Annotated in this window: 25 protein-coding genes and 1 pseudogene; 16 read left to right on the forward strand and 10 right to left on the reverse strand. The window is 44.2% G+C overall.

Annotation, left to right across the window (positions count from 1 at the left end; genetic code table 11):
* Positions 1-4: 4 nt before the first annotated feature.
* Complete coding sequence (locus ACMXYO_RS03330) at positions 5-553, reverse strand: septation protein A (RefSeq protein ID WP_415887039.1); 549 nt, start codon at positions 551-553, stop codon at positions 5-7.
* A gap of 72 nt (positions 554-625) precedes the next feature.
* Here ACMXYO_RS03330 and ACMXYO_RS03335 point away from each other — a divergent pair, with 72 nt between their 5' ends.
* The 4 genes from ACMXYO_RS03335 (at position 626) to rluB (ending at position 3,589) form a co-directional block, all read left to right on the forward strand.
* Positions 626-1,462 carry a PHP domain-containing protein gene (locus ACMXYO_RS03335; RefSeq protein ID WP_415887040.1) on the forward strand — a complete coding sequence of 279 codons (837 nt, stop codon included), beginning with the start codon at positions 626-628 and terminating at the stop codon, positions 1,460-1,462.
* A gap of 71 nt (positions 1,463-1,533) precedes the next feature.
* On the forward strand, positions 1,534-2,154 hold the full coding sequence (locus tag ACMXYO_RS03340; protein ID WP_415887041.1) for an L-threonylcarbamoyladenylate synthase: 621 nt from the start codon (positions 1,534-1,536) through the stop codon (positions 2,152-2,154).
* Between the two features lie 93 nt (positions 2,155-2,247).
* Positions 2,248-2,643: an H-NS family nucleoid-associated regulatory protein gene (locus ACMXYO_RS03345; protein WP_415887042.1), complete on the forward strand. Its 396-nt coding sequence runs from the start codon at positions 2,248-2,250 to the stop codon at positions 2,641-2,643.
* A gap of 115 nt (positions 2,644-2,758) precedes the next feature.
* Positions 2,759-3,589: a 23S rRNA pseudouridine(2605) synthase RluB gene (gene rluB / locus ACMXYO_RS03350; RefSeq protein WP_415887044.1), complete on the forward strand. Its 831-nt coding sequence runs from the start codon at positions 2,759-2,761 to the stop codon at positions 3,587-3,589.
* 71 nt (positions 3,590-3,660) lie between these two features.
* On the opposite strand, the gene ACMXYO_RS03355 is transcribed toward rluB, so the two are convergent.
* The 3 genes from ACMXYO_RS03355 to ubiG are packed head-to-tail and all read right to left on the reverse strand — an operon-like array spanning position 3,661 to position 5,829.
* On the reverse strand, positions 3,661-4,401 hold the full coding sequence (locus tag ACMXYO_RS03355; protein ID WP_415887046.1) for a YciK family oxidoreductase: 741 nt from the start codon (positions 4,399-4,401) through the stop codon (positions 3,661-3,663).
* Positions 4,402-4,420: 19 nt separating this feature from the next.
* Positions 4,421-5,101 carry an HAD family hydrolase gene (locus ACMXYO_RS03360; protein ID WP_415887048.1) on the reverse strand — a complete coding sequence of 227 codons (681 nt, stop codon included), beginning with the start codon at positions 5,099-5,101 and terminating at the stop codon, positions 4,421-4,423.
* Positions 5,102-5,103: 2 nt separating this feature from the next.
* Complete coding sequence (gene ubiG / locus ACMXYO_RS03365; RefSeq protein ID WP_415883565.1) at positions 5,104-5,829, reverse strand: bifunctional 2-polyprenyl-6-hydroxyphenol methylase/3-demethylubiquinol 3-O-methyltransferase UbiG; 726 nt, start codon at positions 5,827-5,829, stop codon at positions 5,104-5,106.
* A 195-nt stretch (positions 5,830-6,024) separates the two neighbouring features.
* Between ubiG and gyrA the strand changes: the two genes are divergently transcribed.
* The 12 genes and pseudogenes from gyrA (at position 6,025) to ACMXYO_RS03425 (ending at position 19,568) form a co-directional block, all read left to right on the forward strand.
* A complete protein-coding gene (gyrA, locus tag ACMXYO_RS03370) occupies positions 6,025-8,613 on the forward strand; it encodes a DNA gyrase subunit A (RefSeq protein WP_415887050.1) in 2,589 nt (862 codons plus the stop codon).
* Positions 8,614-8,685: 72 nt separating this feature from the next.
* Entirely contained in the window at positions 8,686-9,768 is a 1,083-nt protein-coding gene (serC, locus tag ACMXYO_RS03375; RefSeq protein WP_415887052.1) for a 3-phosphoserine/phosphohydroxythreonine transaminase, read from the forward strand.
* Positions 9,769-9,794: 26 nt separating this feature from the next.
* Positions 9,795-10,886, forward strand: coding sequence for a prephenate dehydratase (gene pheA, locus ACMXYO_RS03380; RefSeq protein WP_415887054.1), 1,092 nt, complete (start codon positions 9,795-9,797; stop codon positions 10,884-10,886).
* Positions 10,887-10,897: 11 nt separating this feature from the next.
* Entirely contained in the window at positions 10,898-12,004 is a 1,107-nt protein-coding gene (hisC, locus tag ACMXYO_RS03385; protein ID WP_415887056.1) for a histidinol-phosphate transaminase, read from the forward strand.
* A complete protein-coding gene (locus ACMXYO_RS03390) occupies positions 12,001-14,217 on the forward strand; it encodes a bifunctional prephenate dehydrogenase/3-phosphoshikimate 1-carboxyvinyltransferase (protein ID WP_415887058.1) in 2,217 nt (738 codons plus the stop codon). Before hisC ends, ACMXYO_RS03390 begins: the two co-directional genes overlap by 4 nt.
* Positions 14,217-14,903 carry a (d)CMP kinase gene (gene cmk, locus ACMXYO_RS03395; protein WP_415887060.1) on the forward strand — a complete coding sequence of 229 codons (687 nt, stop codon included), beginning with the start codon at positions 14,217-14,219 and terminating at the stop codon, positions 14,901-14,903. Before ACMXYO_RS03390 ends, cmk begins: the two co-directional genes overlap by 1 nt.
* Positions 14,904-14,934: 31 nt before the next feature.
* Positions 14,935-16,623: a 30S ribosomal protein S1 gene (rpsA, locus tag ACMXYO_RS03400; protein WP_415887061.1), complete on the forward strand. Its 1,689-nt coding sequence runs from the start codon at positions 14,935-14,937 to the stop codon at positions 16,621-16,623.
* Between the two features lie 37 nt (positions 16,624-16,660).
* Positions 16,661-16,954, forward strand: a pseudogene (gene ihfB, locus ACMXYO_RS03405) (integration host factor subunit beta); the annotation flags it as partial.
* 19 nt (positions 16,955-16,973) lie between these two features.
* On the forward strand, positions 16,974-17,279 hold the full coding sequence (locus tag ACMXYO_RS03410; RefSeq protein WP_415883574.1) for a lipopolysaccharide assembly protein LapA domain-containing protein: 306 nt from the start codon (positions 16,974-16,976) through the stop codon (positions 17,277-17,279).
* A complete protein-coding gene (gene lapB, locus ACMXYO_RS03415) occupies positions 17,269-18,459 on the forward strand; it encodes a lipopolysaccharide assembly protein LapB (protein ID WP_415887063.1) in 1,191 nt (396 codons plus the stop codon). The genes ACMXYO_RS03410 and lapB overlap by 11 nt, the downstream gene beginning before the upstream one ends.
* Before the next feature lie 16 nt (positions 18,460-18,475).
* A complete protein-coding gene (gene pyrF / locus ACMXYO_RS03420) occupies positions 18,476-19,189 on the forward strand; it encodes an orotidine-5'-phosphate decarboxylase (protein WP_415887064.1) in 714 nt (237 codons plus the stop codon).
* Between the two features lie 73 nt (positions 19,190-19,262).
* The gene (locus ACMXYO_RS03425) at positions 19,263-19,568 is read left to right on the forward strand and encodes a ComEA family DNA-binding protein (RefSeq protein WP_415887066.1); all 306 of its coding nucleotides are present in this window, start codon (positions 19,263-19,265) and stop codon (positions 19,566-19,568) included.
* 35 nt (positions 19,569-19,603) lie between these two features.
* Here the strand turns inward: ACMXYO_RS03425 and ACMXYO_RS03430 are convergent, their stop codons facing one another.
* From ACMXYO_RS03430 to ACMXYO_RS03455, 6 genes are all read right to left on the reverse strand, one after another.
* Positions 19,604-20,500, reverse strand: coding sequence for an ROK family protein (locus ACMXYO_RS03430; RefSeq protein ID WP_415887067.1), 897 nt, complete (start codon positions 20,498-20,500; stop codon positions 19,604-19,606).
* 35 nt (positions 20,501-20,535) lie between these two features.
* Positions 20,536-21,426 (reverse strand): AEC family transporter, encoded by an 891-nt coding sequence (locus ACMXYO_RS03435; protein ID WP_415887069.1) that lies wholly within the window; start codon positions 21,424-21,426, stop codon positions 20,536-20,538.
* A gap of 49 nt (positions 21,427-21,475) precedes the next feature.
* Positions 21,476-21,958 carry a universal stress protein gene (locus ACMXYO_RS03440; RefSeq protein WP_415887070.1) on the reverse strand — a complete coding sequence of 161 codons (483 nt, stop codon included), beginning with the start codon at positions 21,956-21,958 and terminating at the stop codon, positions 21,476-21,478.
* A 128-nt stretch (positions 21,959-22,086) separates the two neighbouring features.
* Entirely contained in the window at positions 22,087-23,790 is a 1,704-nt protein-coding gene (dld, locus tag ACMXYO_RS03445) for a D-lactate dehydrogenase (RefSeq protein ID WP_415887071.1), read from the reverse strand.
* 94 nt (positions 23,791-23,884) lie between these two features.
* Entirely contained in the window at positions 23,885-25,267 is a 1,383-nt protein-coding gene (locus tag ACMXYO_RS03450) for a TRAP transporter large permease (protein WP_415887073.1), read from the reverse strand.
* Entirely contained in the window at positions 25,267-25,794 is a 528-nt protein-coding gene (locus tag ACMXYO_RS03455; protein ID WP_415887074.1) for a TRAP transporter small permease subunit, read from the reverse strand. Before ACMXYO_RS03455 ends, ACMXYO_RS03450 begins: the two co-directional genes overlap by 1 nt.
* Between the last annotated feature and the right edge of the window lie 16 nt (positions 25,795-25,810).

Below are 25,810 nucleotides of genomic sequence, written 5' to 3' on the forward strand. Positions count from 1 at the left end.
CCTGCTACTGATCGTTATTTTCTGTATTTTCAATATGGCGTGATAGGTAGAAGCCTTGTGCAATAATAAAGACAAGGGTGAGACCAAGCATGCCGAATAATTTAAAGTTAACCCAAATTTCTTCGCTAAAACTGAAGGCAACAAATAGATTAATAATGCCCATTAGTAGGAAAAATATAACCCAAGCTATATTAAGGTTTTTCCAAGCGAAAGCGGGGAGGGAAATATTACTCCCCATAAGTCGTTCAACAATCGTTTTTTGGCCGATAAATTGGCTGCCTAAAAAGGCCAATCCGAATAACCAGTTAACAACGGTTGGCTTCCATTGGATGAACGTTTTATCTTGGAAGGCAACGGTTGCTCCACCTAATAGAACAACTAAAACCAGAGTAACGAGCTGCATCTTTTCGATTGTGTGAGTTTTGATCCATGTGTACAGCATTTGCAGCAGCGTAGCCGGTATTAGAATTGCGGTGGCTAGAATGATGTCGTTTGTTGCCTTGTAGACGATGAAAAAGATAATGATGGGTAAAAAATCGAGTAAAAGCTTCATGGTCGTTTAAATCAGTCCGTTTAAGGTAAAATACAAAGAACGTTATAGCTCTTTATAGATAGAGTGAAAAATATGGAATTACCACACTACGATTTGCATTGTCATTCTACTGCTTCAGATGGTGCCTTGTCCCCTATAGAGTTACTGGGGTTAGCAAAAAATAATAATATTGATGTCCTTGCTTTGACAGACCATGACACGGTGGCTGGAGTTAAAGCTTTGCAGGCAGAAAACCCTTCAGAAATTAAAATTATTTCAGGTACGGAGCTAACCTGTCTTTGGAATGGTCGGGTTATTCATATTGTAGGGTTAGGAGTTGATTTAGAATCAGACTGTTTAAACTCGTATCTTTCAAATTTGGCTAATCTTCGAATAGAGCGATCTAAAAAAATCAGTCAGCAGCTAGTTTCTATGGGGCTGCCTGATGTTTTTGATCAAGCTAAACAGTTAGCTGGGCAGGGGAGTATTGGTCGTCCCCATTTTGCGCGTGCTTTGCGTGAGCTGGGCGCGGTTGCAAATGAGCAGCAAGCTTTTAAAAAGTATTTAGGCATTGGCAAGAAAGGTGATGTCAAAATGGCATGGCCAGAGCTTTATGAAACAGTGGGTGTGATCAAAGCTGCTGGAGGTGTTGCTGTTTTGGCGCATCCAACCAAGTATAAGATGACTTTTACGAAACTACGTTTAGTTATTGCTGACTTTGTTGGTTGTGGTGGAGAAGCAATAGAGGTTTCTTACCCTGGGGTAACACCAGATCATCATTATCATCTGCTTAGAATTGCAAAGGAAAATAATTTATTGCTCTCAGCAGGTAGCGATTTTCACGCGCCTTCTCAAGGGTGGACTAACTTAGGTAAGTACCCTCCCATAAAGGTTGAGGGGCGACATGTTCTCGAAAGGTTATTGAACTAAACATTTGTTGCTTTTGATTATTTATTAAATAATAGATTGTATAAGAATAATTTTATATAAGGCGTGTGATAGTGAGCCAGTTTTTTCAAATACATCCTGATAATCCGCAAGCACGTTTGATCTCTCAAGCGGTCGAAATAATTAATAAAGGTGGCGTGGTTATCTATCCTACAGATTGTGCCTATGCATTAGGTTGTCACCTTGGTGATAAGACCGCATTGGAGCGTATTAAGAGGATTCGACAATTAAGTGATAAGCATAATTTCACTTTGGTGTGTCGAGATTTAAGTGAAATCAGTACCTATGCTAAAGTGGATAATACCTGTTATCGATTATTAAAATCTCATACTCCAGGTGCTTTTACCTTTATTTTAAAGGCGACTTCGGAAGTGCCTAGGCGTTTATTGCATCCAAAAAGAAGAACGATAGGGATTAGAATTCCGGATAATGCAATTGCTTTAGCGCTAACGGAGGCGCTGGGTGAGCCTATAATGAGTACTTCATTAATTATGCCTGGCGAAGATATGCCACTGATGGATCCCTATGAAATGCGTGAGTTATTACAGCATCAGGTGGATCTTGTAATTGATGGTGGCTATTGTGGCATGGAGGCAACGAGTGTAATTAACTTGGTTGAAGATGTACCTGAGATAATTAGGCAAGGTGCGGGTGATATAAGTGACTTTAGTTAATTTATTTTTTATTTCTTTAAAAAATATTTTCTCTTGATTATTTATTGACTATAAAGATAATTGCTTACTTACTTTTATTTTGGTGGTTTTGAAATGTCTGATTTTCTTAAAGTTCTACTGCGTAAAAACTCTTTGCGCAAACAATGTCAGGAATTATCTGTTTCTGAACTAGAAAAAGTGATTTCTGATTTAACTGTGATTGCTGAGTATAAGCGTGCTGAAGAAGAGGCGCTAGAGGCAGCTGAGCAGGAAAAAGCAGCAAAAATTGAAGCTATTCGCCAAAGTATGCAGGACGCAGGTGTGGATCTAAATGATCTAATGGGAATGATTGGTGAAGCTGCAAGCACACCTAAGAAAAAGGTACAGCCTAAATACCGTATTGAAGATGATAACGGTGAGGTTCATGAGTGGTCTGGTCGTGGACGAACCCCGTTAGCTTTTCAGGCTTATTTCGATAAAGGATTTACTAAAGAAGACTGTCTCATTTAAAATAAGAGTACGGTTTTATAGAAGCCCTTTCTTTTATGAAAGGGCTTTTTTGTTTAAAGGTATTAAGTTTGATTAATGCCTGTTGTCTTAATTAGCATATTTGTAGGTGCGTCGTATGACTGACGAAAAGTTACATAAAGTATTGGCGCGCTCCGGAATAGGCTCACGTCGTGAGATGGAGCGTTGGATTAAAGAAGGTCGAGTTTCAGTAAATGGCTCAATTGCTACCTTAGGAGATCGAATCTCTGACGGTGATACAGCTGAAGTTGATGGCCAGCCTGTACAGTTGATATTTGATAAACAGGCTGAGCGTAGAGTGCTTATTTATAATAAGCCCGTGGGTGAAATCTGTACACGTCATGACCCAGAAGGTAGGCCAACAGTCTTTAGGCATCTGCCGCCCTTAAAAGAGGGGCGTTGGATTGCGATTGGTCGACTTGATATTAATACATCCGGTTTGTTGTTGTTTACTACCGATGGTGAACTAGCAAATGCATTGATGCATCCGTCTGCTCAAATTGATCGTGAATATGCGGTTCGTGTTTTGGGTAATGTTGATGACGGCATTTTGTCCCGCCTAAAAGAAGGTGTTCTGTTAGAAGATGGCATGGCCCGTTTTACCGATGTTCAGTTCTTTGATGGTGAAGGTGCCAATAAGTGGTTCCACTGTGTAGTGATGGAAGGGCGTAATCGAGAGGTTCGTCGTTTGTGGGAGTCGCAAGAGATTCAAGTTAACCGTCTAAAACGTGTTCGCTTTGGGCCTATTTTCTTGCCTAGCGATGTTAAGTCGGGCACATGGAAAGAGATGACCGGTAAAGAAGTGAATTCTCTGTCTAAAATGCTTGAGCTTAAGCCGAAGCGTGGCGCAAGAATGACGGCTGATGAAAAGCAGAAGTACGAGCGTCGTTACAAGAAGCAGAAGGCGCGTCGTCAAGAAGGAAGCTAGTTACGAAGTAAATTTAGACAATAAAAAAGCAGCTTAAAGCTGCTTTTTTATTGTCTTTTATTTCTACTAAATTATTGAGCGTCTAGCGATTGGCCGTTGACGGTTGCGCTGTCTTTGCCCATTAGATAAAGATAGGCCGGCATAATGTCTTCCGGTGCGGTCACTGATTGCGGGTTCTCAGCTGGGTAGGCATCGGAGCGCATTTGTGTTCTGGTTGCACCTGGGTTGATGCAGTTAGCGCGAATATTGCAAATGCCGCTGGTCTCATCTGCTAGTGTCTGCATCAAGCCTTCGGTCGCAAATTTAGATGCTGCATAAGCACCCCAGTATGCCTTGCTTTGACGTCCTACGCTTGATGATGTGAAAACAACCGATGCATCATCTGACTGTTGTAAAAGTGGCATGAGGGTTTGGGTTAGCATGAATGGTGCATTTAGATTTACTTGCATCACCTGCTGCCAAATTACTGGGTCGTAGCTTTCAATCGGTGTCCGCACACCCAAGATGCTGGCATTGTGAAGAATGCCATCGATTCGGCCGAATTCTTGATCGAGCGTGTTGGTTAGCTCAATGTAATCATGTTCTTGTGCACTTTCTAGATTGAGTGGAACCAGCGCGGGTTGTGGATAACCTGCGGCTTCAATCTCGTCATAAACATTTTCAAGTTTTTCTAGTGTGCGGCCAAGAAGAACGACGGTTGCGCCGTGAGCGGCAAAGGTTATTGCTGCGGTACGGCCTATGCCTGAGCCAGCGCCAGTCACCAGAATAACTTTATCCTTTAATAAGTCTGCAGGGGCTTGGTATTCAAACATAGTGATCTGTTCCTAATCATTAACGTAAAGCGGTGTATAGAGATTGTAGCAGTGGCTTGAGCTCAGTTGCACTGGATATCTGGTGATCGGCTTGCCAATTTTTAGGATCGTCGCCTTGATCGATGTAACCGTACTCGGCTGCGATGGTTAGCATGCCGGCGCGATTGCCTGCTTCGATATCCCTAATATGGTCGCCAATGTAGATGCTGCTTTCAGGGTCGCAATCGATTTCTTTGCAGGCTAAGAAAAGTGCTTCTGGGTTTGGTTTCTTGTCTTTAACGTGGTCTGGGCAAATGACGCTTTTTGCTGAATCGCTCAGTTGTAGCCCTTGCATTACGGGTGTGGTGTAGAGCTCTGGTTTGTTGGTGACAACACCCCAAGGTATGTTGTGCTCTTCAAGCCAAGTTAGGAATTCGGCCATACCAAAAAAGAGTTGGCTATCTACATCAAGATGTTCCAAGTAGATATTCAGCATCCGCTGGTGTAGGCGGTCAAAGTCGGTTTCGCCTTCTTTTAGATTAAAGGCAGCCCCGACCATCGCTCTGGCCCCATGAGACACGTGACAGCGAAGATATTCGTAGCTTATTTCATCACGGCCTTCTTCTTTTAGTAGGGCGTTTATGACCCAGTGAAAGTCCGGTGCGGTATCTATTAGCGTGCCATCTAAATCGAATAAAACTGAAGCAGGTTTGTCGGCCATGATTATTCTGGTTTGGTGGTAGCGATAATGTAATTTACATCGACATCAGATGGATGAAGGCTGTATGTTTTCGTCAGTGGGTTATAAGTCATACCACACATGTCTATATTCTTTAGACCGCTTTGACGGATCCAGTTGCCAAGTTCAGAAGGTCGAATAAACTTTTTGAAATCATGAGTGCCTTCAGGAACTAGTTTCAGTACTTTCTCAGCGCCAAGGATCGCGAAAAGGTAGCTCTTTGGGTTGCGATTGAGTGTCGAGAAAAAGACCTTGCCGCCCGGTTTGCAAAGTTTGGCACAGGCTTGAACGATTGAAGATGGGTCGGGAACATGTTCCAGCATCTCCATGCAGGTAACAACATCAAAGGATTCAGGTTGCTCGGCTGCTAGCTCTTCAACGGGGATCTGTTTGTAGCTGACATTAACGCCACTTTCTAGACCGTGTAGTTTTGCAACTTTTAGAGGAGCAGCGCCCATATCAATGCCTGTTACGGTTGCACCGCGTTGAGCCATGGATTCGGACAAAATTCCGCCACCACAACCGACGTCTAATACTTTTTTTTCGGCCAGATGCGCAATGCGATCTATATAACCAACGCGTAACGGGTTGATGTCGTGGAGTGGTTTGAATTCGCTGTTTTTATCCCACCATTTGCTGGCAAGTTCTTCAAACTTTGCGATTTCTGCTGGATCAACGTTTGCTTGAGTGCTGTTTTCTGGCTGAGTCATGATGTTTTAGCTTTAAAGTATTTGTTGGCATTCTACCATTGCTAAGGCATTGAAAAACAGTTGATCGCGCATCTCCAACTTTAATTGTATAACCTCTTATTTTTTCAGGATTCCCTTGTAGGAAATGTGATATACTCCCGCGGTTAAAAATATCCGCGGAAACCTTCCGTTGTGAGAGTGATTCAAGGATAGGGAATGGGTGATTTAGCCAGAGAAATCCTGCCAGTTAACATCGAAGATGAACTGAAGCAGTCTTACCTTGATTACGCAATGAGCGTAATCGTCGGCCGTGCGTTGCCAGATGCGCGCGATGGCCTTAAACCAGTTCACCGTCGCGTGTTGTTTGCGATGAATGAATTGGGCAATGACTGGAACAAAGCATATAAAAAATCTGCCCGTGTGGTAGGTGACGTAATCGGTAAATACCACCCGCATGGTGATAGTGCGGTATACGACACTATTGTTCGAATGGCTCAGGATTTCTCCATGCGTTATACGCTGGTAGATGGCCAGGGTAACTTTGGTTCGATCGACGGTGACTCCGCCGCTGCGATGCGTTATACCGAAATTCGCATGGATAAGATCGCCCATGAGCTGTTGGCAGATCTTGAGAAAGAGACCGTCGATTTTGTAGATAACTATGACGGTACAGAAAAAATTCCAGCGGTTTTACCTAACCGTGTGCCAAACCTATTGGTAAATGGCTCTTCTGGTATTGCGGTTGGTATGGCGACGAATATTCCACCGCATAACTTGTCTGAGGTGGTTCGTGGTTGTATAGCGCTGATTGAAAATTCAGACCTGTCTGTTGATGACCTTATGGAGTTTATTCCAGGTCCTGATTTCCCAACAGGCGGTATTATTAACGGCCGTGCAGGAATTCTTCAGGCATACCGTACTGGTCGTGGTCGTATCTATGTGCGTGCTAAGCACCATGTAGAAGAAGATGCAAAGAGCGGCAAGCCTTCACTTATCATCACTGAGATCCCTTATCAGCTTAACAAAGCGCGCTTAATTGAAAAGATTGCTGAGCTTGTTAAAGATAAGAAGATTGAAGGCATTACGGAACTTCGTGATGAGTCTGACAAAGATGGCATGCGTATTGTTATTGAACTACGTCGTGGAGAAATGCCAGATGTGGTTATCAATAACTTGTTTGCTCAGACGCAGATGGAGTCGGTTTTTGGTATCAATATGGTCGCTTTGGTTGATGGTCAGCCAAAGATCCTTGATCTGAAAACAGCGCTTGAATGCTTTATACGTCACCGTCGCGAAGTCGTTACTCGTCGTACTGTTTATTTGCTTCGTAAGGCGCGTGAACGTGGTCATATTCTTGAAGGTCTAGCGATTGCTCTTGCAAACATAGATCCTGTTATTGAAATGATTAAAACTTCGCCAACCCCAGCTGAAGCGAAAGAACGTTTGATCGCCGAAGCGTGGGCTCCGGGTGATGTTATTCAGATGCTAGAGCGTGCAGGTGAAGATGCTTGTCGCCCTGAAGATCTGGAAGAGCAGTATGGCTTACGCGACGGTAAGTACAACTTGTCACCAGCGCAGGCGCAGGCAATTCTTGAGCTACGTTTGCACCGTCTAACAGGTCTTGAGCATGAAAAACTGATTGCTGAATATAAAGAGCTGTTAGAACGTATTGCTGAACTTCTGAAAATTCTAGGTTCACACGAACGCTTAATGGAAGTGATTCGTGAAGAGCTTGAAGCGATTTTGGAAGAATATGGTGATGAGCGCCGTACTGAAATTACGGCTTCTCGTAAAGATCTGACAGTTGCAGATCTCATCACTGAAGAAGATATGGTGGTAACTATATCTCACGGTGGCTACGCGAAAACTCAGCCGTTGACCGATTACCAATCACAGCGTCGCGGTGGTAAAGGTAAGTCAGCAGCAGCGATTAAAGATGAAGATTTCATCGAGCATCTTCTGATTGCAAATACCCACGATACGATTCTGTGCTTCACGGATCGCGGTAAAGTTTACTGGTTACGCGTATTTGAAATTCCAGTGGCGAGCCGCACAGCACGTGGTCGTCCAATTGTGAATATCTTGCCTTTGGATGAAGGTGAGCGCATCAGCACGATCTTGCCAGTAGGTAGCTACGAAGAAGATAAGTTTATCTTCATGGCAACGGCTTCCGGTACGGTTAAGAAGACTGCACTGACTAACTTCTCCCGTCCTCGTACTAGCGGTCTGATTGCTCTTGATCTGTTAGATGATGACCATCTAATCGGTGCTGCAATCACTAATGGTGAAGACGATGTCATGTTGATGACAAGTGCTGGTAAATCTATGCGCTTCCGTGAGGAAGATGTACGTCCAATGGGCCGTACAGCACGTGGTGTACGTGGCGTTAAGATGGATGACGGCGTTAAGGTTATCTCGTTAATCATTCCTCAAGAGGGCGGTAAGATTTTGACCGCTTCTGAAAATGGTTATGGTAAGAAAACCGCTGTTGATGATTTCCCAGTGAAAGGTCGTGGTGGTCAGGGTGTTATTGCTCAGCAATGCTCTGATCGAAATGGTGCCCTAGCGGGTGCTGTTCAAGTCTTCGATGGTGATGATGTCATGCTGATCAGTGATCAGGGTACCTTGGTGCGTACGCGCGGGGATGAGATCTCAGAACTTGGGCGAAATACGCAAGGTGTAACTCTGATTCGCGTTAGCGATGAAGAGCGCTTAGTCAGCGTTGCTCGTATCGAAGAACCAGACGAAGAAGAGCAGGTGGAGACTGATGCAGAGGTGGAAACCCCGACAACTGCAGAGGAATAATTTCTACCTCAAGTGCGGCGCGAATGTGCCGCATTTTTTATATATGACTTTAAGTAGAGTGAAGATAAGTCTATGACACGTAAGTACAATTTCAGTGCAGGCCCTGCTGGTTTACCAAGTGAAGTATTGCTGCAGGCTCAAGAGGAACTTCTAGACTGGCACGGTAAAGGCCTTTCCATCATGGAAATGAGTCACCGCAGTAAAGAGTTTGTCTCGGTTGCTGAAGCAGCAGAGCAGGATTTACGTGACCTGATGGGAATTGGTAGTGACTACAAGGTTCTATTCCTTCAAGGTGGGGCTACCTCGCAGTTTTCTATGATTCCAATGAACTTGCTGCGCGGTAAAACTACGGCTGACTATATTAATACCGGTATCTGGTCGAAAAAAGCGATCCAAGAAGCGTCTCGTTATTGTGATGTACGTATTGCTGCATCTAGCGAAGGTAACGGTTTTACTGCTGTTCCAAGCCAAAGCGAGTTGGAGTTAAATGCAGAGGCGGCTTATCTGCATTACACGCCAAATGAAACGATTGGTGGCTTGGAGTTTGATTATGTACCTCAGTCTGGAGATGTTCCTCTAGTTGCTGATCTATCCTCTACAATCCTGTCTCGCGAGATTGATGTAAACCAGTTTGGTTTGATCTATGCGGGCGCGCAAAAGAATATTGGCCCAGCAGGTTTGACGGTTGTGATTGTAAGAGAAGATTTGTTAGGTGATGTTGTTGCCGGCACACCAACAATGTTTGATTACAAAGTACATGCTGATGCTGAATCTATGTGTAATACACCGCCAACCTATGGTTGGTATCTAGCTGGTTTAGTCTTTAAATGGCTAAAAGCCCAAGGTGGTGTAGCTGCGATACAAGCGGCTAACCAGCGTAAACAAGAAAAACTGTATGCAGCGATTGATGCAAGTGACTTCTATGCAAACCCAATGGCCTCAGCTAACCGTTCTTGGATGAACGTGCCATTTACTTTGGCTGATGATGCTTTGGATAAACTGTTCTTAGAACAAGCAGAAGAATCAGGTTTATTGAACCTTAAAGGTCACCGCTCTGTAGGTGGCATGCGAGCGAGCATCTACAATGCTGTCCCAGAGGAAGCGGTGGATGCGTTGATCGCGTTTATGCAACAGTTTGAAAAGCAACACGCTTAAAATCATTTGCGGAAAATGAGAAGAGTATGAGTGAACAAGAAAAAGAGTTACGTGTTTTACGTGACCAGATCGATTCTATAGATGGTCAGCTTCATGAGCTTCTGAATCAGCGTGCTAAATGTGCTCAACGTGTAGCTGAAGTTAAGCAAAAACATCAAGGTGAAGCGGCGGCTGTTTTTTATCGTCCTGAGCGTGAAGCCCAAGTATTGCGCGCTGTGATGGAGCGTAACGAAGGTCCATTGCCTGATAAAGAAGTTGCACGCCTTTTCCGTGAAGTAATGTCTGTTTGCTTGGCGTTAGAAGAGCCAATGCGAGTGGCTTTCCTAGGCCCTGAAGGTACATTTACCCAACAGGCTTCAATGAAACATTTTGGTCACTCTGCTCACAATCTTCCGATGCAATCGTCTAAAGATGTCTTTCGCGAAGTGCAGTCTGGTGGTGCTCATTACGGTGTTGTCCCAATCGAGAACTCTTCGGAAGGTGTTGTTAGTAGCACGCTTGATCTGTTTAAACAGTTCGATCTTAAAATCTGTGGAGAAGTGGAAGTTCCAGTTCACCTTCATTTATTGGTCAACAAAGGTGATAGCTTGGATGAGATCTTCAAGATCTATTCCCACGAGCAGTCCCTAGCGCAAAGCCGTAGTTGGTTAGATGCGCGTTATCCACATATTGAGAAGGTTGCAGTCAGTTCTAATGCAGAAGCTGCTCGTTTAGCTAAGCAGGAAGGTCAAGGTTATGCCGCTATTGCAGGTGATATGGCTGCCGAACTTTATGAGCTAGAAGCTGCTGTTAGCAATATCGAAGATCAAGCGGATAACTCAACGCGTTTCTTGATCATCGGTGATCAGGATGTTGGCCTTAGCGGCGATGATAAAACATCTATTTTGGTCTCTGTGCCTAACGCTCCAGGTGCCTTGTATCAGTTGTTAGAACCTTTCCACCGTTCTCAAATTAGTCTGACACGTGTAGAAACCAGATCTTCTGCAAAACAGTCTATGTTCTATATCGATTTTGAAGGACATAGCGAAGACAAGCTCGTTGCTAAGGCGCTGGCTGAGTTAGCCAAAGAGAGTGTTGAGCTGAAAATCTTAGGTTCATACCCACGCGCGGTGCTTTAAGAGGCATATCGATGAGTTGTGATTTCTTTTCACTGGCTTCACCAGGGGTGCAAAATCTGCACCCCTATTTGCCAGGCAAACCACCAGAAGAGTTAGAGCGAGAGCTTGGCTTAACTGATGTGGTGAAGCTGGCTAGTAATGAGAGCCCAATAGGGGCCTCACCAAAAGTCGTCACAGCTCTCCAAGATAAACTGTCAGGCATCAATCTTTATCCTGATAGTGGTGGTTACCGATTGAAGTTGGCTCTGGCTGACTATTTAAACTGCCAGCCGGAACAGATTACATTAGGTAATGGCTCTAATGATGTGTTGGAACTTATCGCTCGTGCTTTTCTAACCTCAGATGATGAAGTTATCTATTCTGAATATGCTTTTGTCGTTTATTCGTTGGTGACTCAAGCAATTGGTGCTAAAGCTGTGGTCGCTCCAGCCAAAGATTGGGGGCACGATCTTGATGCGATGTTGGAGCGATTAACTCCCAATACTCGCATGATCTTTATCGCTAACCCTAACAATCCGACGGGTACATATTTAACCCAAGGACAGTTACAAACGTTTTTAGCTCAAGTGCCAGAAAATGTCTTAGTAGTTTTGGATGAAGCTTACACTGAGTATGTGGAAGCTGAAGACTTTCCGGATAGTTTGAGTTTACAAAATCAGTATTCGAATTTAATCGTCACGCGCACCTTTTCTAAAGCTTATGGTTTGGCTGGCTTACGTGTCGGTTACTCGGTTTCAAACAACGATATCGCCAATCTGTTAAGCCGGGTAAGGCAGCCATTTAATGTGAATAACCTGGCGCTTACTGCTGCAGAAGTAGCTATATCTGATCAAGAGCATCTAGATAAAGCTATAGAAGTTAATGCTGCAGGCATGGCTTTTTATCAGTCAGGTTTGGCCAAGTTGGGATTGGCATTTATCCCATCGGTAGGAAATTTTATTGCAGTAGATCTGGCTAAAGATGCCTCGCCTATCTACCAATCAATGCTAGAGCAGGGTGTTATTGTGAGGCCAGTGGCGAATTATGGAATGCCAAATCACTTGCGCATCAGCATTGGTTTACAACATGAAAATGAACGTTGCCTAAAAGCATTACAACAAGTGGTAGAGAAACGTTGAGTCAAGGTATCAAAAATACACTTATTATCGGGTTAGGTTTAATCGGCGGTTCTTTAGCAAAAGTGCTTCGTCAGAACCGTTGCTGCGGACAGATTATTGGTTTTGATCGTGACCCAGAAGAGACAAAGTTAGGTTTAAGTAGCGGCGTGATCGATGTAGCTGCCGATAGCCTAGCGGATGCTGTAAGTCAGGCGGATATTATTGTTTTAGCAGTGCCTGTAAAAGCGATGGAAAAGGTGCTGGTGGATATTGCGCCATTTATCGCTGAAGAAACATTGATTACAGATGTAGGTAGTACCAAGGCTAATGTGGTCGAAGCGGCTAAGCGAGTCTTTGATCAAGTGCCTTCTGGTTTTGTACCGGGTCATCCAATTGCTGGTTCTGAGAAAAGCGGTGTAGCAGCAGCGGATGAGCATCTATTTGAACAGCACAAAATTATTCTTACGCCTTTAGCAGAATCTTCATCTTACGCTGTTAAGGTGTTTACTGAAATGTGGGCGTCCACTGGTGCTGAAGTGCTGATTATGGACGTAGAAAAGCATGATGAAGTGTTGGCAGCAACCAGTCATCTCCCGCACATGCTGGCGTTTTCCTTAGTGGATACTCTGGCTCAGGAACAAGGCAATAATACTGATATTTTCCGCTATGCAGCTGGAGGCTTCCGTGATTTTACTCGGATAGCCGGAAGTGACCCGACAATGTGGCACGACATCTGTTTAGCAAATAGAGACGCTTTGCTAGCGCAGTTAGATCGATATACATCGGGATTAGCAAAGCTAAGAGCGGCGATTGAATGCGGTGATAGTGAGACGATGTTAGGCACTTTCACGCGCGCACGAGCTGCACGAGAACATTTTTCAAGAATCCTTTCTGGTACGGCATATTCACAAGATATGAGTAATCAATTAGTAACCTTTCGTGCCCAGCCTGGCGGCAGCGTAAGTGGTAAAATTCGAGTTCCAGGTGATAAATCTATTTCGCATCGTTCCATTATGTTGGGTTCTCTAGCTGATGGTGTTACGGAAGTTACAGGCTTCCTTGAAGGTGAAGATAGCTTAGCGACCTTGCAAGCATTCCGTGATATGGGTGTGGTTATTGAAGGTCCCGATGATGGCAATGTAACTATCTACGGTGTAGGTGTTAATGGCTTAAGTGCACCTCCTGGGCCTCTATATGTAGGTAACTCCGGTACATCAATGCGTTTGCTATCTGGTTTATTGGCAGCACAGCAATTTGATTCTGAGCTTACTGGCGACGCATCTTTGACTAAGCGCCCTATGGGCCGTGTCGCTGATCCGCTTCGTTTGATGGGAGCAGAGATCGAAACCGCTGAAAATGGTCGCCCACCGATGAAGATTAAAGGCGGTCAGGCGCTAAAAGGCATTCATTATGATATGCCTATGGCGAGTGCTCAGGTTAAGTCTTGTTTGCTATTAGCTGGTCTTTACGCTGAAGGTGAAACCTCTGTAACAGAGCCTGCACCGACACGTGATCATACCGAGCGTATGCTTACGGGGTTTGGTTATCCTGTAGAGCAAAATGGCTCTAAAGCAGCAGTTAAATCGGGTGGTCAGTTGCATGCAACTCGCATCGATGTGCCTGCTGATATCTCTTCCGCGACATTCTTTTTAGTTGCAGCGGCTATCGCTCCGGGTTCTGATTTGACCCTAGAGCACGTTGGTATCAACCCAACCCGTGTTGGCATTATCAACATCCTGCGTTTAATGGGTGCGAACCTTGAATTGCTAAATGAGCGTGAAGTCGGTGGCGAACCTGTTGCTGATATCCGTATTCGTTATGCGCCGCTTAAAGGTATTCATATTCCTGAAGACCAAGTTCCTCTGGCAATTGATGAGTTCCCTGCGCTATTTATTGCAGCCGCTTGCGCTGAAGGTACAACGATTGTATCGGGCGCTGAAGAGCTTCGCGTAAAAGAGAGTGATCGAATTCAATCTATGGTTGATGGTCTTAAAGCACTTGGTGTGGATATTGAAGGTACGCCAGATGGTGCGATCATCCAAGGCGGAGAGATCGGTGGTGGCGTTGTAGAAAGCCATGATGATCACCGTATTGCGATGTCTTTCTGTGTGGCTGCGTTGCGTGCTACTGGTGAGATCACAATTACTGACTGTGCCAATGTAGCTACATCTTTCCCTGGCTTTGTTGAACTAGCACAGACTGCAGGAATAAAGGTAGAAAAGGAGGAGGGATGATGTCTAACGGACAGGTCCCCGTAATTACCGTTGATGGTCCCAGTGGATCGGGTAAAGGAACTATATGCCAGCTATTGGCGAAAGAATTAGGTTGGGAGCTGTTAGATAGTGGAGCGTTATATCGCCTACTAGGTCTTGCAGCTAATCATCATGGTGTAAACCTTGATGATGAAGAAGCGCTGGTCGTTTTAGCTGCACACTTAAATGTGCAGTTTATTCCTCGTGATGACGATACCGTTCAGATCGTTCTGGAAGGTGAAGAGGTTACTGATGCTATTCGCACTGAAGCTGTAGGAAAGGATGCTTCTATCGTTGCAGCTATTCCAGCGGTTCGTGATGCTCTATTAGAGCGTCAGCGTGCATTTGCTGAAATGCCTGGGCTAATTGCAGATGGTCGCGATATGGGTACGGTTGTTTTTCCTGAAGCGCCACTCAAAATCTATCTCGATGCCAGTGCTGAAGAGCGCGCTGTACGACGTTATAACCAGTTGATAAACAAGGGACTGGGTGCTAGTCTTCAAGCTATATTGGAGGATATTCAGGCACGAGACGACCGTGATATGAATCGTCCTGTTGCTCCTCTTAAGCCCGCGGCGGATGCAGTAATTCTTGATACGACTAAGATGTCAATCGAAGAGGTCCTAGCCGCTGTAATGGATGCAGCGAGGCATAAAGGGCTTCGCTGATAGTGTCATAACGACAAAGCGGGATACAGATATGAGCGAGAGCTTTGCTGAACTATTTGAAGAAAGCCTTCAAGAGTTGGAGATGGCGCCGGGCGCTATCGTAACGGGTACAGTAATTGCGATTGAGGATGACTTTGTTATCGTCAATGCAGGTCTCAAATCAGAAGGTGTTATCCCGCGGTCGCAGTTTATTGATGACTCTGGCGAGCTAACAATCGATGTTGGATCCGAAGTCAGAGTTGCGTTAGAAGCTGTCGAAGACGGCTTCGGTTCTACCCAGCTTTCTCGTGATAAAGCGAAACGTGCAGAAGCTTGGGCAGAGCTTGAGAAAGCTTACGAATCTGATGAAATTGTGACAGGGCGCATCTCGGGTAAAGTCCGAGGTGGTCTAACGATTATGCTTGGAAGTATTCAAGCATTCCTCCCGGGCTCTTTAGTCGATGTCCGTCCTCTTCGAGATACCAGTCACTTAGAAAACCAAGAACTCGAGTTTAAATTAGTTAAGCTCGATGCCAAGCGCAATAATATTGTTGTTTCGCGTCGCGCTGTGCTCGAAGCGGCTTACAGTGTTGAGCGTGAAAAACTACTTTCAGAACTGAAAGAAGGCCTTGTTGTTAAAGGCGTTGTTAAAAACATCACCGACTACGGTGCATTTATCGATCTTGGCGGTGTGGATGGTTTGTTACACATCACTGATATCGCATGGAAACGCGTTAAGCACCCAAATGAAGTCTTAACGGTTGGCGAAAGTATCGATGTTCAGGTACTGCGTTTCGATAAAGAACGTAACCGTGTATCGCTAGGGGTTAAACAGTTAACGGAAGATCCGTGGACACAGTTGATTGCTAATTATGAAATCGGCACAAAAGCGAAAGCAAAAGTGACGAATCTTACTGATTACGGTTGTTTTGCTGAGATCGAAAAAGGTATTGAAGGTTTGATTCATGTTTCTGAAATGGATTGGACCAATAAAAATGTTCACCCATCTAAAGTTGTTCAGGTGGGAGACGAAGTCGATGTGATGTTATTAGACATCGATAAAGAGCGTCGCCGTATCTCTTTAGGTATGAAGCAATGCAAAGCGAACCCTTGGCAAGAATTTGCGACTAAATTCCAAAAAGGTGATCGCTTAAGTGGTAAAATCCGTTCAATAACTGATTTTGGTGTTTTTATTGGCCTAGAAGGTGGTATCGATGGCCTTGTGCATCTATCCGATTTGTCATGGGATGACAGCGGAGAGGATGTTGTTAAAACACTGAAAAAAGGCGATGACTTGGAAGCAATGGTGCTTTCGGTTGATTCAGAGCGAGAGAGAATCGCTTTGGGGGTTAAGCAACTAGATGAAGATCCATTTAGTAGTTTTACTGCGAGTCATGGAAAGGGCAAAGTTGTTAAAGGTACAGTTTCTGACATCGCTGACAAGGCGGTAAGTGTAACCGTGGTAGAAGGTGTTGAAGCGGTACTAAGAATCTCCGATGTGTCTCGAGAGCGCATAGATAATCTAGCAGATCATTTTAGCGTTGGAGATGAAGTTGAGGCGATGATCAGCCAAATTGATCGTAAAAACAGAGTGATATTGCTTTCCATTAAGCAGATGGAAGCAGAGCAAGAGAAACAAGCTCTGGATAAAATCAGTCAGCAGTCCGAAACTACGCTATCAGGCCCAACGACTATCGGTGATTTAATTAAGGCTCAGATGAATAAAAGTGACTCTGAGTAACTAGGCAGAATGTACGGTCCACGAGCAAAGGAGTAGAAGTATGACGAAATCTGAACTGATTGAAGTACTAGTAGATCGACATGAGCAATTGTCGGTAAAGGATATCGAGCTGTCCGTGAAGACGATGCTAGATCACATGACAGAATCTTTGTCTCAAGGTGATCGTATAGAAATCAGAGGATTCGGTAGTTTTTCACTACATTATCGAGCGCCTAGAACAGGCCGTAACCCAAAAACGGGTGAGTCTGTAGCGCTTGATGCTAAATATGTTCCGCACTTCAAACCAGGTAAAGAGTTGCGTGAACAGGTAAATGATTCAATTCAAAATTAGGTAATTGAGGTTTAATCCGGTGCGTTTAGTTAAAAAATTGATCTTCGTTGTTTTAGCGTTTTTGGCACTATTTATTGGTTTAATGTTAGTGATTAACAACACAGATCAGGTTGCGATTAATCTTGTTTTTCTGCAGCTACCAGAATTTAGTTTAGGTACTTGGCTAGTAGCGACATTTGTTGCGGGTGCTCTTATCGGTGGAGCGCTAAGTACAATGATTATCGTGATGTTAAAAACCCGTTTGGGCTCTGCGCGCCGTAAAATTGCTAGTACACAAAAAGAGCTAGATCAGTTGCGAGTATCCAGCCTAAAAGATGCCGTTTAATCTCGACAACGCTTTTCTTTTAATCCCGTTTGTTCTGGCGATCGGCATTGGCTGGTTGCTAGGCAGGCGTGATAAGCAGTCAAAACCTACGCCTCCTCAAACGAATCTAAGTCACGAATACTTTACTGGTTTAGACTATCTTTTGAACGAGAAAATGGATGAGGCGATTGAAAGCTTTATCCGTGCCTTAGAGATCAATTCAGATACCATCCCAGCCCACCTGTCTTTAGCAAAGCTCTTTCGCCGTAAAGGTGATGTTGATCGAGCGATACAGATCCATCAAAACCTTTTAGCACGTCCCAACTTGGCTCGGGATGATTTCATGCGGATTCAGATGGCTCTAGCGAATGACTATTATTTTGTGGGATTGTTGGACCGAGCTGAGAATCTGCTGCAGGAAATTATTAAATCATCTCCACCTAAGCGTATTCATAGTAAGGCACTTAATCTGTTAATTAAGCTTTACGAGAAAGAAAGAGAGTGGGAAGAAGCTTTAGTCACTGCGGATAAACTTTCTGCTGATGAAAGGCGAGATTTAAATAATGAGCTTGCTCATTACTGTTGTGAACTGGCTGATATGGCATTACAGCAAAAGCTTATCAAAGCAGCCACTGAGTATCTCAAAGATGCAGAGCAATTCGATTCGGATAATGTTCGGGTAAGTTTTTTAAAAGCTCAAATTGCAATGAAATCTGAGCAGTGGAAGCAGGCTATAAAGCATCTTAAAAAAGTATCTAAGCAAGATCGCTTGTTTGTTTCAGAAACAATTCCCCTATTGAAAGATTGCTATGAAAGAACGGGGGATAGTAAGGGGCATTTAGAATATTTACGTAGCTGTTTGGCGAATTCACCTTCGACTACAGTGCTTATTGCTCTCGCTGAACATGTAAAGGAAGAGCGTGGTATATATGCAGCTGGAAGTTTTATTACTGAAGAATTAAAGCGTCGTCCTTCAGTAAAAGGATTTAATAGTCTGATCGATCTTCATATAGAATATGGCTCAGATAGCGCGAAGGATAGCTTAAAGGTATTACGTGGTCTGACTGGACAGTTAGAGCTCTCAAAGCCCGTATACCGTTGTAATAGTTGTGGATTTTCAGGTAGAACGCTCTCCTGGCAGTGCCCTTCATGTAAAAGCTGGGGCACGACTAAGCCTATTCAAGGCTTGGAAGGCGAATAAATTTTAGAGAACTTATATGTTATTGGATAAAAAAAGAGTCATTGTTGCACTAGATTACCCTGATCAACATCAGGCTTTGGCAATGGCTAAGCAGTTGGATCCGACTCGATGCCGTGTCAAAGTTGGTAAAGAGTTATTCACACGTAGCGGTCCGGCTATCGTAGAAACACTTCATAGCCTAGGTTTTGATGTCTTTCTTGATCTGAAATTCCATGATATCCCAAATACTACGGCTAAAGCAGTTCGTGCAGCTGCAGAGCTAGGCGTGTGGATGGTCAATGTTCATGCTTCGGGTGGCCTCCGTATGATGGAAGCTGCTCGCAACGAGCTTGAGCAAGTTAATGGTTCTGAGACGTTGTTAATCGGTGTGACTGTACTAACCAGTATGGAGCGTAGTGACCTGCGCGATTTAGGGTTAGATATTGAGCCGTTAGAGCATGTGAAACGTTTGGCTAAGTTAACTGAAGAAAGTGGTCTGCATGGTGTAGTTTGTTCTGCACAGGAAGTAACACCACTACGCCAAGTGATCGGTGACGACTTCAAACTAGTAACGCCGGGTATTCGACCTGCGGATGCGGATGTTGGCGATCAGAAGCGTATTATGACACCGTCTGATGCATTGAAAGCAGGCAGTGATTACCTAGTGATTGGTCGCCCAATTACAAAAGCTGATTCGCCTGTAGACGCACTAGCTAAAATCGATGCTGAATTAGCACCATTGCTTTCATAGCCCCAGCACGTTATAAAGAGGGTCTGGCCTTAATGGATGAGGTCAGACCTAAAAAAAGTAAAAGGAATTTACTATGAAACTCTCTTCTTTTAGAGCGCTTTTTGTGGCGTTCGCATGCGTATTCTCTCTATCTGCATTTGCTGCACCTATCGATCTTAATACTGCTACCGCAGAACAATTAGCGGAAAACCTTAATGGTATTGGGGTAGCTAAAGCCGAAGCTATTGTTGAGTATCGTACTCACAATGGTCCTTTCACATCGGTAGATCAATTAACCGAAGTGAAAGGTATTGGTGCTGCCACAGTTGAGAAAAACCGCTCAAATATCTCTATTCAAGAGGTTGTGGATAAAAAGAAAGAAGCTGCGAGTAAGAAGTAATTGCTAAAAAGCACCGCTTCATAAGTTGCTAAGCGTTACAACCAGGCGGCTCCACGAACTCCGCTGGAGTCGCCATATTGAGCTTTCAAAATTGGCGTATTCATTGAGTCAGAGAACACGTACTGGGCTAACCTTTCTGGAAGTTTCGTATAGATATCCATCTGGTTAGAAAGCCCACCGCCTAGCACAATAACCTCGGGATCCAATATATTGATAACAGATGATAGAGCTTTAGCTAACTGGTCGATATATAAGTCGCAATGCCCTATTGCTGACTTGTCTCTAGTTTTGGCGAGTTCCCAGATAGATTCAGTATCTAAGTGTGAGAAAGTCGAATGGTTATAATGATTTGTAAAACCAGGGCCAGATAAAAACGTCTCAATACAGTCTTGTTTACCGCAATAACAATCCCGCCCAATACCATCTGACTCATCTAGTCGAGGCAGTGGATTATGTCCCCACTCACCGCATATAGAATTTGGTCCACTAAGTAGTTGCTTATTAATAACAATGCCTCCGCCAACACCAGTGCCTAAAATAACGCCAAAGACAGAGTTGTAGTGTTTGCCGCTACCATCGACAGCTTCAGACAATGTAAAGCAGTCAGCATCGTTGGCGATTTTAATAGGTCTTTGTAGTCGGTCGCTTAAATCTTTATTTAATGGATGGCCGATTAAACAAGTGGAATTGGCGTTTTTGATTAAGCCTGTTTCTTGTGAAATGGCTCCAGGAATTCCAATACCAATTGATCTAGGTGGATGTTTTATGCTGCTCTCTGTCCTTTCTATAAGCGAGCAAATTGCATCTAGGGTAGCTTGGTAATTCCCTTGTGGCGTAGGAACGCGAGATCTAAATAGAACATCTGAAGATGGAGTCAGCGCAATAATCTCGATCTTGGTGCCGCCAAGATCTATACCGATACAGTAGTCCATTTTTCTTTCAAACTATTTGAGAAATTTAAGTAATTTTATATAACAAAAGCGAGAGTGATTGGAATAAAAATGAGACTGCCCATGTTGCCTAGCAAAACAATTGAAGCGACTTGATGGGGCTCTTGATTGTAACGTTCAGCAATCATGTAATTTAAAACGGCTGGTGGTAGCGCACCAAAGACAACTAAATAGGCAAACTGTGTCGCATCCAGTTGTAAGAACTGCTGGCAGATCAGAGCGATGATAATACCGCTGACAGGGCAGAGTACCGCGCTGAGGCTACCTATTCTCCAATTAGAAAAGTCTACGCTAGTCATTCTGACACCTAGCGCAAAGAGCATCAATGGAATCGCTATCTGACCCAGCATATCGATAAAGGTATGGACTGCTTTAGGGATCGGTAGATCAAAGCCGCTCCAGATGAGGCCTAAAATAGTTGCTAGAATCATCGGCATACGAAGCAGATTTAGCAAACGAGTCTTATGATCCAGTATGTAGATGCCGACGGTAAAGTGGAGCAAATTTTCCACTAGAAATAGGACTACAGCGGCTTGCAGCGCGTTTTCTCCAAAGGCTAAGACAATCAGCGGTATACCCAAATTACCACTGTTGCTGAACATCATTGGAGGTAGGAACGTTTTAGGATGTACCTTTAACAGTTTACAGGCAGGGTAGAGCAGAATACCTGAGCCAATCACGATAATAGTGGCGCCAATGGCGAGAGATTGGTACTTAATTAGATCAAATGATTCAGCAGATAAAACAGCAAAGATCAGCGCAGGAACAAAAACATCAATATTGATCTGATTGGCTGCATTCATGTCCGGTTGGTAGCGGCGGGCATAAAAAAATCCCACTGTGACAATCGCCACAAGTGGGAACACGGTAAGGAATATCCGTTCAATCAGTAGACCTTGTACTTCCATCAATAACTACCTTATATGTCAGTTGTGGCCTACTTTGGAGCGTTTAATCCTACTCTTTACCTGTTTGAACAATCAGTACAGGAATCTTGGAATTACGCATCACTTGCTGGCTTGTATAGCTATGATGACCAAATCGGTTTTCCGCGCCCATAACGATCATATCAGCATTTTCAGCTTGTGCTGCACCAAGAATAGAATCAGTTTGATTGCCTTCAGCAACCTTGTGTTCAATGTTAAGCACTACAGGCTTATCTAAACTTTGCAGTTCTTCTTCGCAGAATTTCTCGACACGATCTTGCATTGTTTTGTGGATCTCTTTGATACCTTCGTCATGCATCTGCTTGATAAGATCTTCAGATACATAGTTTTGGATCAGTGCATGTCCCATCTCACCCATCGGCTCTACAACGTGCAGCATTACGATCTTGGCATCATTTAGAACTGCCTGATTAACCGCTTGGCGGAATACAGGTCGAGTGTGTTTGCCCAAAGATGTTGCGTAAAGAATAGTTTTGATATCTGGAAGTGCCATGATCATTTCCTCAAAAACAGTCTTAGACTAAAGTATTGATTTTGGTCAGTTTAGCACTTTGTAAGTCGGTGCTCAGATTTACTCGGCAATCTATAGACCTAGCTCAATATTTAAATTTAGAACTCAATTTAATGTGGCGAGCCACACCCGCAGCGAGACTTTGGAGTCTTACCAATACCTGGGTTAAACGTATTTGTTGGGTCTAACGAGAAGTAGAAGTTCTGTAGCCCTTCTTCAGCTTCATATAGGTGGCCTACGTTATGCTCAGCAGGGTATTTCGCACCTTTCTGTGCAAGAAGGTCTAACATCATCTTCTTCACCGCTTTACCATCAGCGCCTTTCTTCAGAATGTAATCCTGATGGAAAACGTGACACATGAAATGACCGTAGTAGAGTGAGTGAACTATATGCTTGTTGATCTCTTCCGGTAGTTTTTCTACCCAATCCGGATCATTTCGACGCAGTGCTATATCCAGTGCCAGAATATCTTCGACCTCATTCTGGTGGATGATCTGATAACGAATAGCGGCACCTGCAGCGGCAAAACGGTGTAGATAAGCTTTTTTGGCTTCATCTGCATCGCATTCGAAATAATCGCCAGACTGACTGTTACTGAAGAACTCTTTTAGAAATTTATTCGCTTCAGAGATGCCATCATCGCTCATTTTTAGCACGAGGTAGTGATCATATTTCTCGCGGAACTCGCGCATACGTTTTGGCAGAATATTTGGCCAGCATCGGCTCATAACCTGCATAACCCGATCTGGAATATCTTTTGGCAAGAAGCTGATCTTATTCAGAGCTGCTGAGATACGACCTTTCATGGCAAAAAGCTTTGGAAGCGGATCGGTGCCAAAGTAGTTAATCATCATAAAAGTATCTTTGCCGTATTTTTCAGCAATGTCGTAGATATCTTTATGCATGTATTCAGCCACTTCAGGTAGGTTATCGAAGTGTTGCAGAATGTGACGACGAATCTCTGTCAGTTCATTGGCATCATTGGTGCCAATGTAATAAACCTGTTCCTTTTGTGCGACAGGGAAGGTATCTAAGCGAACAGCGAATACACCTACTTTGCCTGCGCAACCGCTGGATTCATATAAGCGGCTAGTATCAGCGTTGTAGCGCGCAGGTGTGTCTGCATCTACATCGCGAACAATTTCAGGATAATCGTTTGCCGATGCTTTTTGGGTGCTAGCTTCAACATCAGCATCGGTAAAGTTTTTCTGTTCTAGATTGGTAAGGATCTCTTCTGGCGTCTCGCCTAGGTCAATGCCAAGGTGATTTACCAATTCCAACTCGCCATTATCGTTAAGCTGAGCAAACAGAGATAGCTCAGTATAAGCTGGCCCACGTTGAACCAAGGCACCGCCAGAATTGTTCGCAATACCGCCAACAATTGAAGCGCCGATACAGGACGAGCCAATAACAGAATGAGGTGCACGATTAATAGGCTTTAGCATCTTCTCTAGGGTGAATAGTGTTGCCCCAGGGAAGCTGATAATTTGCTTGCCTTCATCAATCAGGTAGATTTTGTTCATGCGTGTAGTGTTGATGACAATAATCTCACGATCATAGTCTTCACCACTTGGCGTTGAGCCTTCTGTTAGGCCTGTATTAGCGGCCTGCATAATCACAATCTTATCGGCTTTAATGCAGGTATCTAGAACCTTCCACTGTTCTAAAAGTGTGGTTGGAAATACTACAGCAAGGGCTGAACCCTCGCCGGAGCGGAAACCTGTGCGATAGTGTTCGGTCTGGCTTTCCCCAGTGAGAACATTGTTCTCGCCAAGGATAGACCTTAACTGATCGAGAAGATCGTGACTGGACATATGAAGTACTCTACTAGCTCTAAATGGCCTTAAGGCCTAATTATTATATATGTGCGCACTGGGCATCTTAGATACCCAGTGCTATTCAGTTATCTTAACTGTAGGCGATAGTTGGTAGCCAAAGAACGATCTGAGGCCAGAATACTAGTACCAGTAGCGCTGCTAACTGAAGAATAATGAAAGGAATTACACCTTTGTAAATATCAGTGATCTTAACGTTTGGTGGGCATACCCCTTTAAGATAGAAGAGGGCAAACCCGACGGGGGGCGTTAAGAACGAGGTCTGCAAGGCCATGGCGACGAGCATGACGAACCAAACCAACTCTGGGTTATCGATGCCAGGCGCTGTAATGTCTAAGCCGAGGGCCGAAATTACAGGTGCAAGTAGTGGCAAGATGATTAGCGTGATTTCGATCCAATCTAGGAAGAAGCCTAGTAGGAAAATAACCGCTAGGATGAAGAAGATGATTCCATAAGGACCAAATGGAAGGCCTGTTAGGAACTCTTCGATCATCTCATCACCACCTAGTTCACGAAGAACAAGGGCGAAACATGTTGCACCAATGAAGATCGCGAAGATGTAGGCAGTTGTGTTCATTGTGCCGCCAACAACTTCATGTAGTACTTTGAAGCTAAATTTCTTGTTGTACATCGCTAGAAGCGTTGCACCAAACGCACCTACACCTGCCGCTTCAGTTGGCGTAGCAATACCCGCAAAGATAGAACCTAGCACTACAATGATAAGAAGTAGAGTCGGTAGAACATCTTTAAGGACATTAAAGAAGATCTTTAGATCAACAGGTTTTGCATCATCTGGGATCGGCATGTGACTTGGGTTGATAAAGCCGCGAGCAAGAATGTAGATAATGTAAAACGCGCCAAGCATTAGGCCTGGGAATACAGCGCCCATAAATAGGTCACCAACTGACAGACCTAATTGGTCAGCCATGATAACCAGCATGATGCTTGGTGGGATTAGGATGCCTAGTGTACCTGCAGAAGCGATCGTACCTAGTGCAAGTGGCATGTTATAGCCCTGCTTAGTCATCGCTGGTAGTGACATAACCGCCAGTAGTACAACGGATGCACCGATGATGCCGGTGGATGCTGCGAGGATAATACCAATCGCTGTCACTGTAATAGCAAGACCACCGTGTACACGACCAAATAGCTCCTGCATTGATTTCATCAAGCGCTCAGCAACGCCAGACTTATCAAGCATGATCCCCATAAATATGAACATGGGAAGGGCTACCAGAATCCAGTTTTCCATGATGGTCCATAGACGGTTAACTACAAGCCCAAGTGTGGTGTAGTCAAGACCCGTCATGGTATCCATGTATGTGTCTGTAAATTGCCCTAAAAAGGCAAAAACAATACCGATGCCGCCTAATACCCAAGCGACAGGTATGCCTGTAAATAGAAGCGCGATGAACGACAGGAACATCGCGATTACGAGAACTTCATTCGCATCCATCAGTCATCACCTTTAATTATTAGAGTCAAATCACGAATAAAACGAGAGATAAGCGCTAGTCCTAGTAAGCCAAAACTTACTGGAATAACTCCTTTTATTATCCAGCGATACGGTAGGCCGGAAGCGGCTTCTGAGCCTTCGTTTACTCGATAGGATTCAGCAACAAAATCGATACTTTGCATAAAGATGATTGCAACGAATGGTAGAACCATTGTTGGGATACTAATAACTTCGATCCAGCGCTTAGTGTTCGCCCTTAGGCGGGAATAGAACAGGTCTACGCGAATATGTGAATTTGTGGTTTGGGCATAAGAAAGACCAAACATTACGCCAATGGAATATAGGTGCCATTGCAGCTCTTCTAGGGCAATTAAGCCGCTAGCAAATCCTTTGCGCAAAATGACCTGCAGCATAATCACTAAAACAAGAACTACATAGGTCCAAGCGATAGTGAGACCGATGCGTTTAATAAAGTTATCTATCGCATCTGCGAGGGGCACGGGGGTCAGCTTTTCATTTTCAGTCACTGAAACTTACCTTCGC

Source organism: Neptuniibacter sp. QD37_6 (assembly GCF_047778085.1).
In the GTDB taxonomy this organism is placed as follows: Bacteria; Pseudomonadota; Gammaproteobacteria; order Pseudomonadales; family Balneatricaceae; genus Neptuniibacter.

Coding starts and splice junctions, on each gene's coding strand:
- ACMXYO_RS03355 (WP_415887046.1), bottom strand. CDS start 4,401: ATGTTTGAATACCAAGCCCCTGCAGACTTATTAAAGGATAAAGTTATT.
- ACMXYO_RS03430 (WP_415887067.1), bottom strand. CDS start 20,500: ATGGACTACTGTATCGGTATAGATCTTGGCGGCACCAAGATCGAGATT.
- ACMXYO_RS03435 (WP_415887069.1), bottom strand. CDS start 21,426: ATGGAAGTACAAGGTCTACTGATTGAACGGATATTCCTTACCGTGTTC.
- ACMXYO_RS03330 (WP_415887039.1), bottom strand. CDS start 553: ATGAAGCTTTTACTCGATTTTTTACCCATCATTATCTTTTTCATCGTC.
- ACMXYO_RS03440 (WP_415887070.1), bottom strand. CDS start 21,958: ATGGCACTTCCAGATATCAAAACTATTCTTTACGCAACATCTTTGGGC.
- dld (WP_415887071.1), bottom strand. CDS start 23,790: ATGTCCAGTCACGATCTTCTCGATCAGTTAAGGTCTATCCTTGGCGAG.
- ACMXYO_RS03425 (WP_415887066.1), top strand. CDS start 19,263: ATGAAACTCTCTTCTTTTAGAGCGCTTTTTGTGGCGTTCGCATGCGTA.
- rpsA (WP_415887061.1), top strand. CDS start 14,935: ATGAGCGAGAGCTTTGCTGAACTATTTGAAGAAAGCCTTCAAGAGTTG.
- ubiG (WP_415883565.1), bottom strand. CDS start 5,829: ATGACTCAGCCAGAAAACAGCACTCAAGCAAACGTTGATCCAGCAGAA.
- cmk (WP_415887060.1), top strand. CDS start 14,217: ATGTCTAACGGACAGGTCCCCGTAATTACCGTTGATGGTCCCAGTGGA.
- pheA (WP_415887054.1), top strand. CDS start 9,795: ATGAGTGAACAAGAAAAAGAGTTACGTGTTTTACGTGACCAGATCGAT.
- serC (WP_415887052.1), top strand. CDS start 8,686: ATGACACGTAAGTACAATTTCAGTGCAGGCCCTGCTGGTTTACCAAGT.
- gyrA (WP_415887050.1), top strand. CDS start 6,025: ATGGGTGATTTAGCCAGAGAAATCCTGCCAGTTAACATCGAAGATGAA.
- ACMXYO_RS03345 (WP_415887042.1), top strand. CDS start 2,248: ATGTCTGATTTTCTTAAAGTTCTACTGCGTAAAAACTCTTTGCGCAAA.
- pyrF (WP_415887064.1), top strand. CDS start 18,476: ATGTTATTGGATAAAAAAAGAGTCATTGTTGCACTAGATTACCCTGAT.
- ACMXYO_RS03335 (WP_415887040.1), top strand. CDS start 626: ATGGAATTACCACACTACGATTTGCATTGTCATTCTACTGCTTCAGAT.
- ACMXYO_RS03360 (WP_415887048.1), bottom strand. CDS start 5,101: ATGGCCGACAAACCTGCTTCAGTTTTATTCGATTTAGATGGCACGCTA.
- lapB (WP_415887063.1), top strand. CDS start 17,269: ATGCCGTTTAATCTCGACAACGCTTTTCTTTTAATCCCGTTTGTTCTG.
- rluB (WP_415887044.1), top strand. CDS start 2,759: ATGACTGACGAAAAGTTACATAAAGTATTGGCGCGCTCCGGAATAGGC.
- hisC (WP_415887056.1), top strand. CDS start 10,898: ATGAGTTGTGATTTCTTTTCACTGGCTTCACCAGGGGTGCAAAATCTG.
- ACMXYO_RS03450 (WP_415887073.1), bottom strand. CDS start 25,267: ATGGATGCGAATGAAGTTCTCGTAATCGCGATGTTCCTGTCGTTCATC.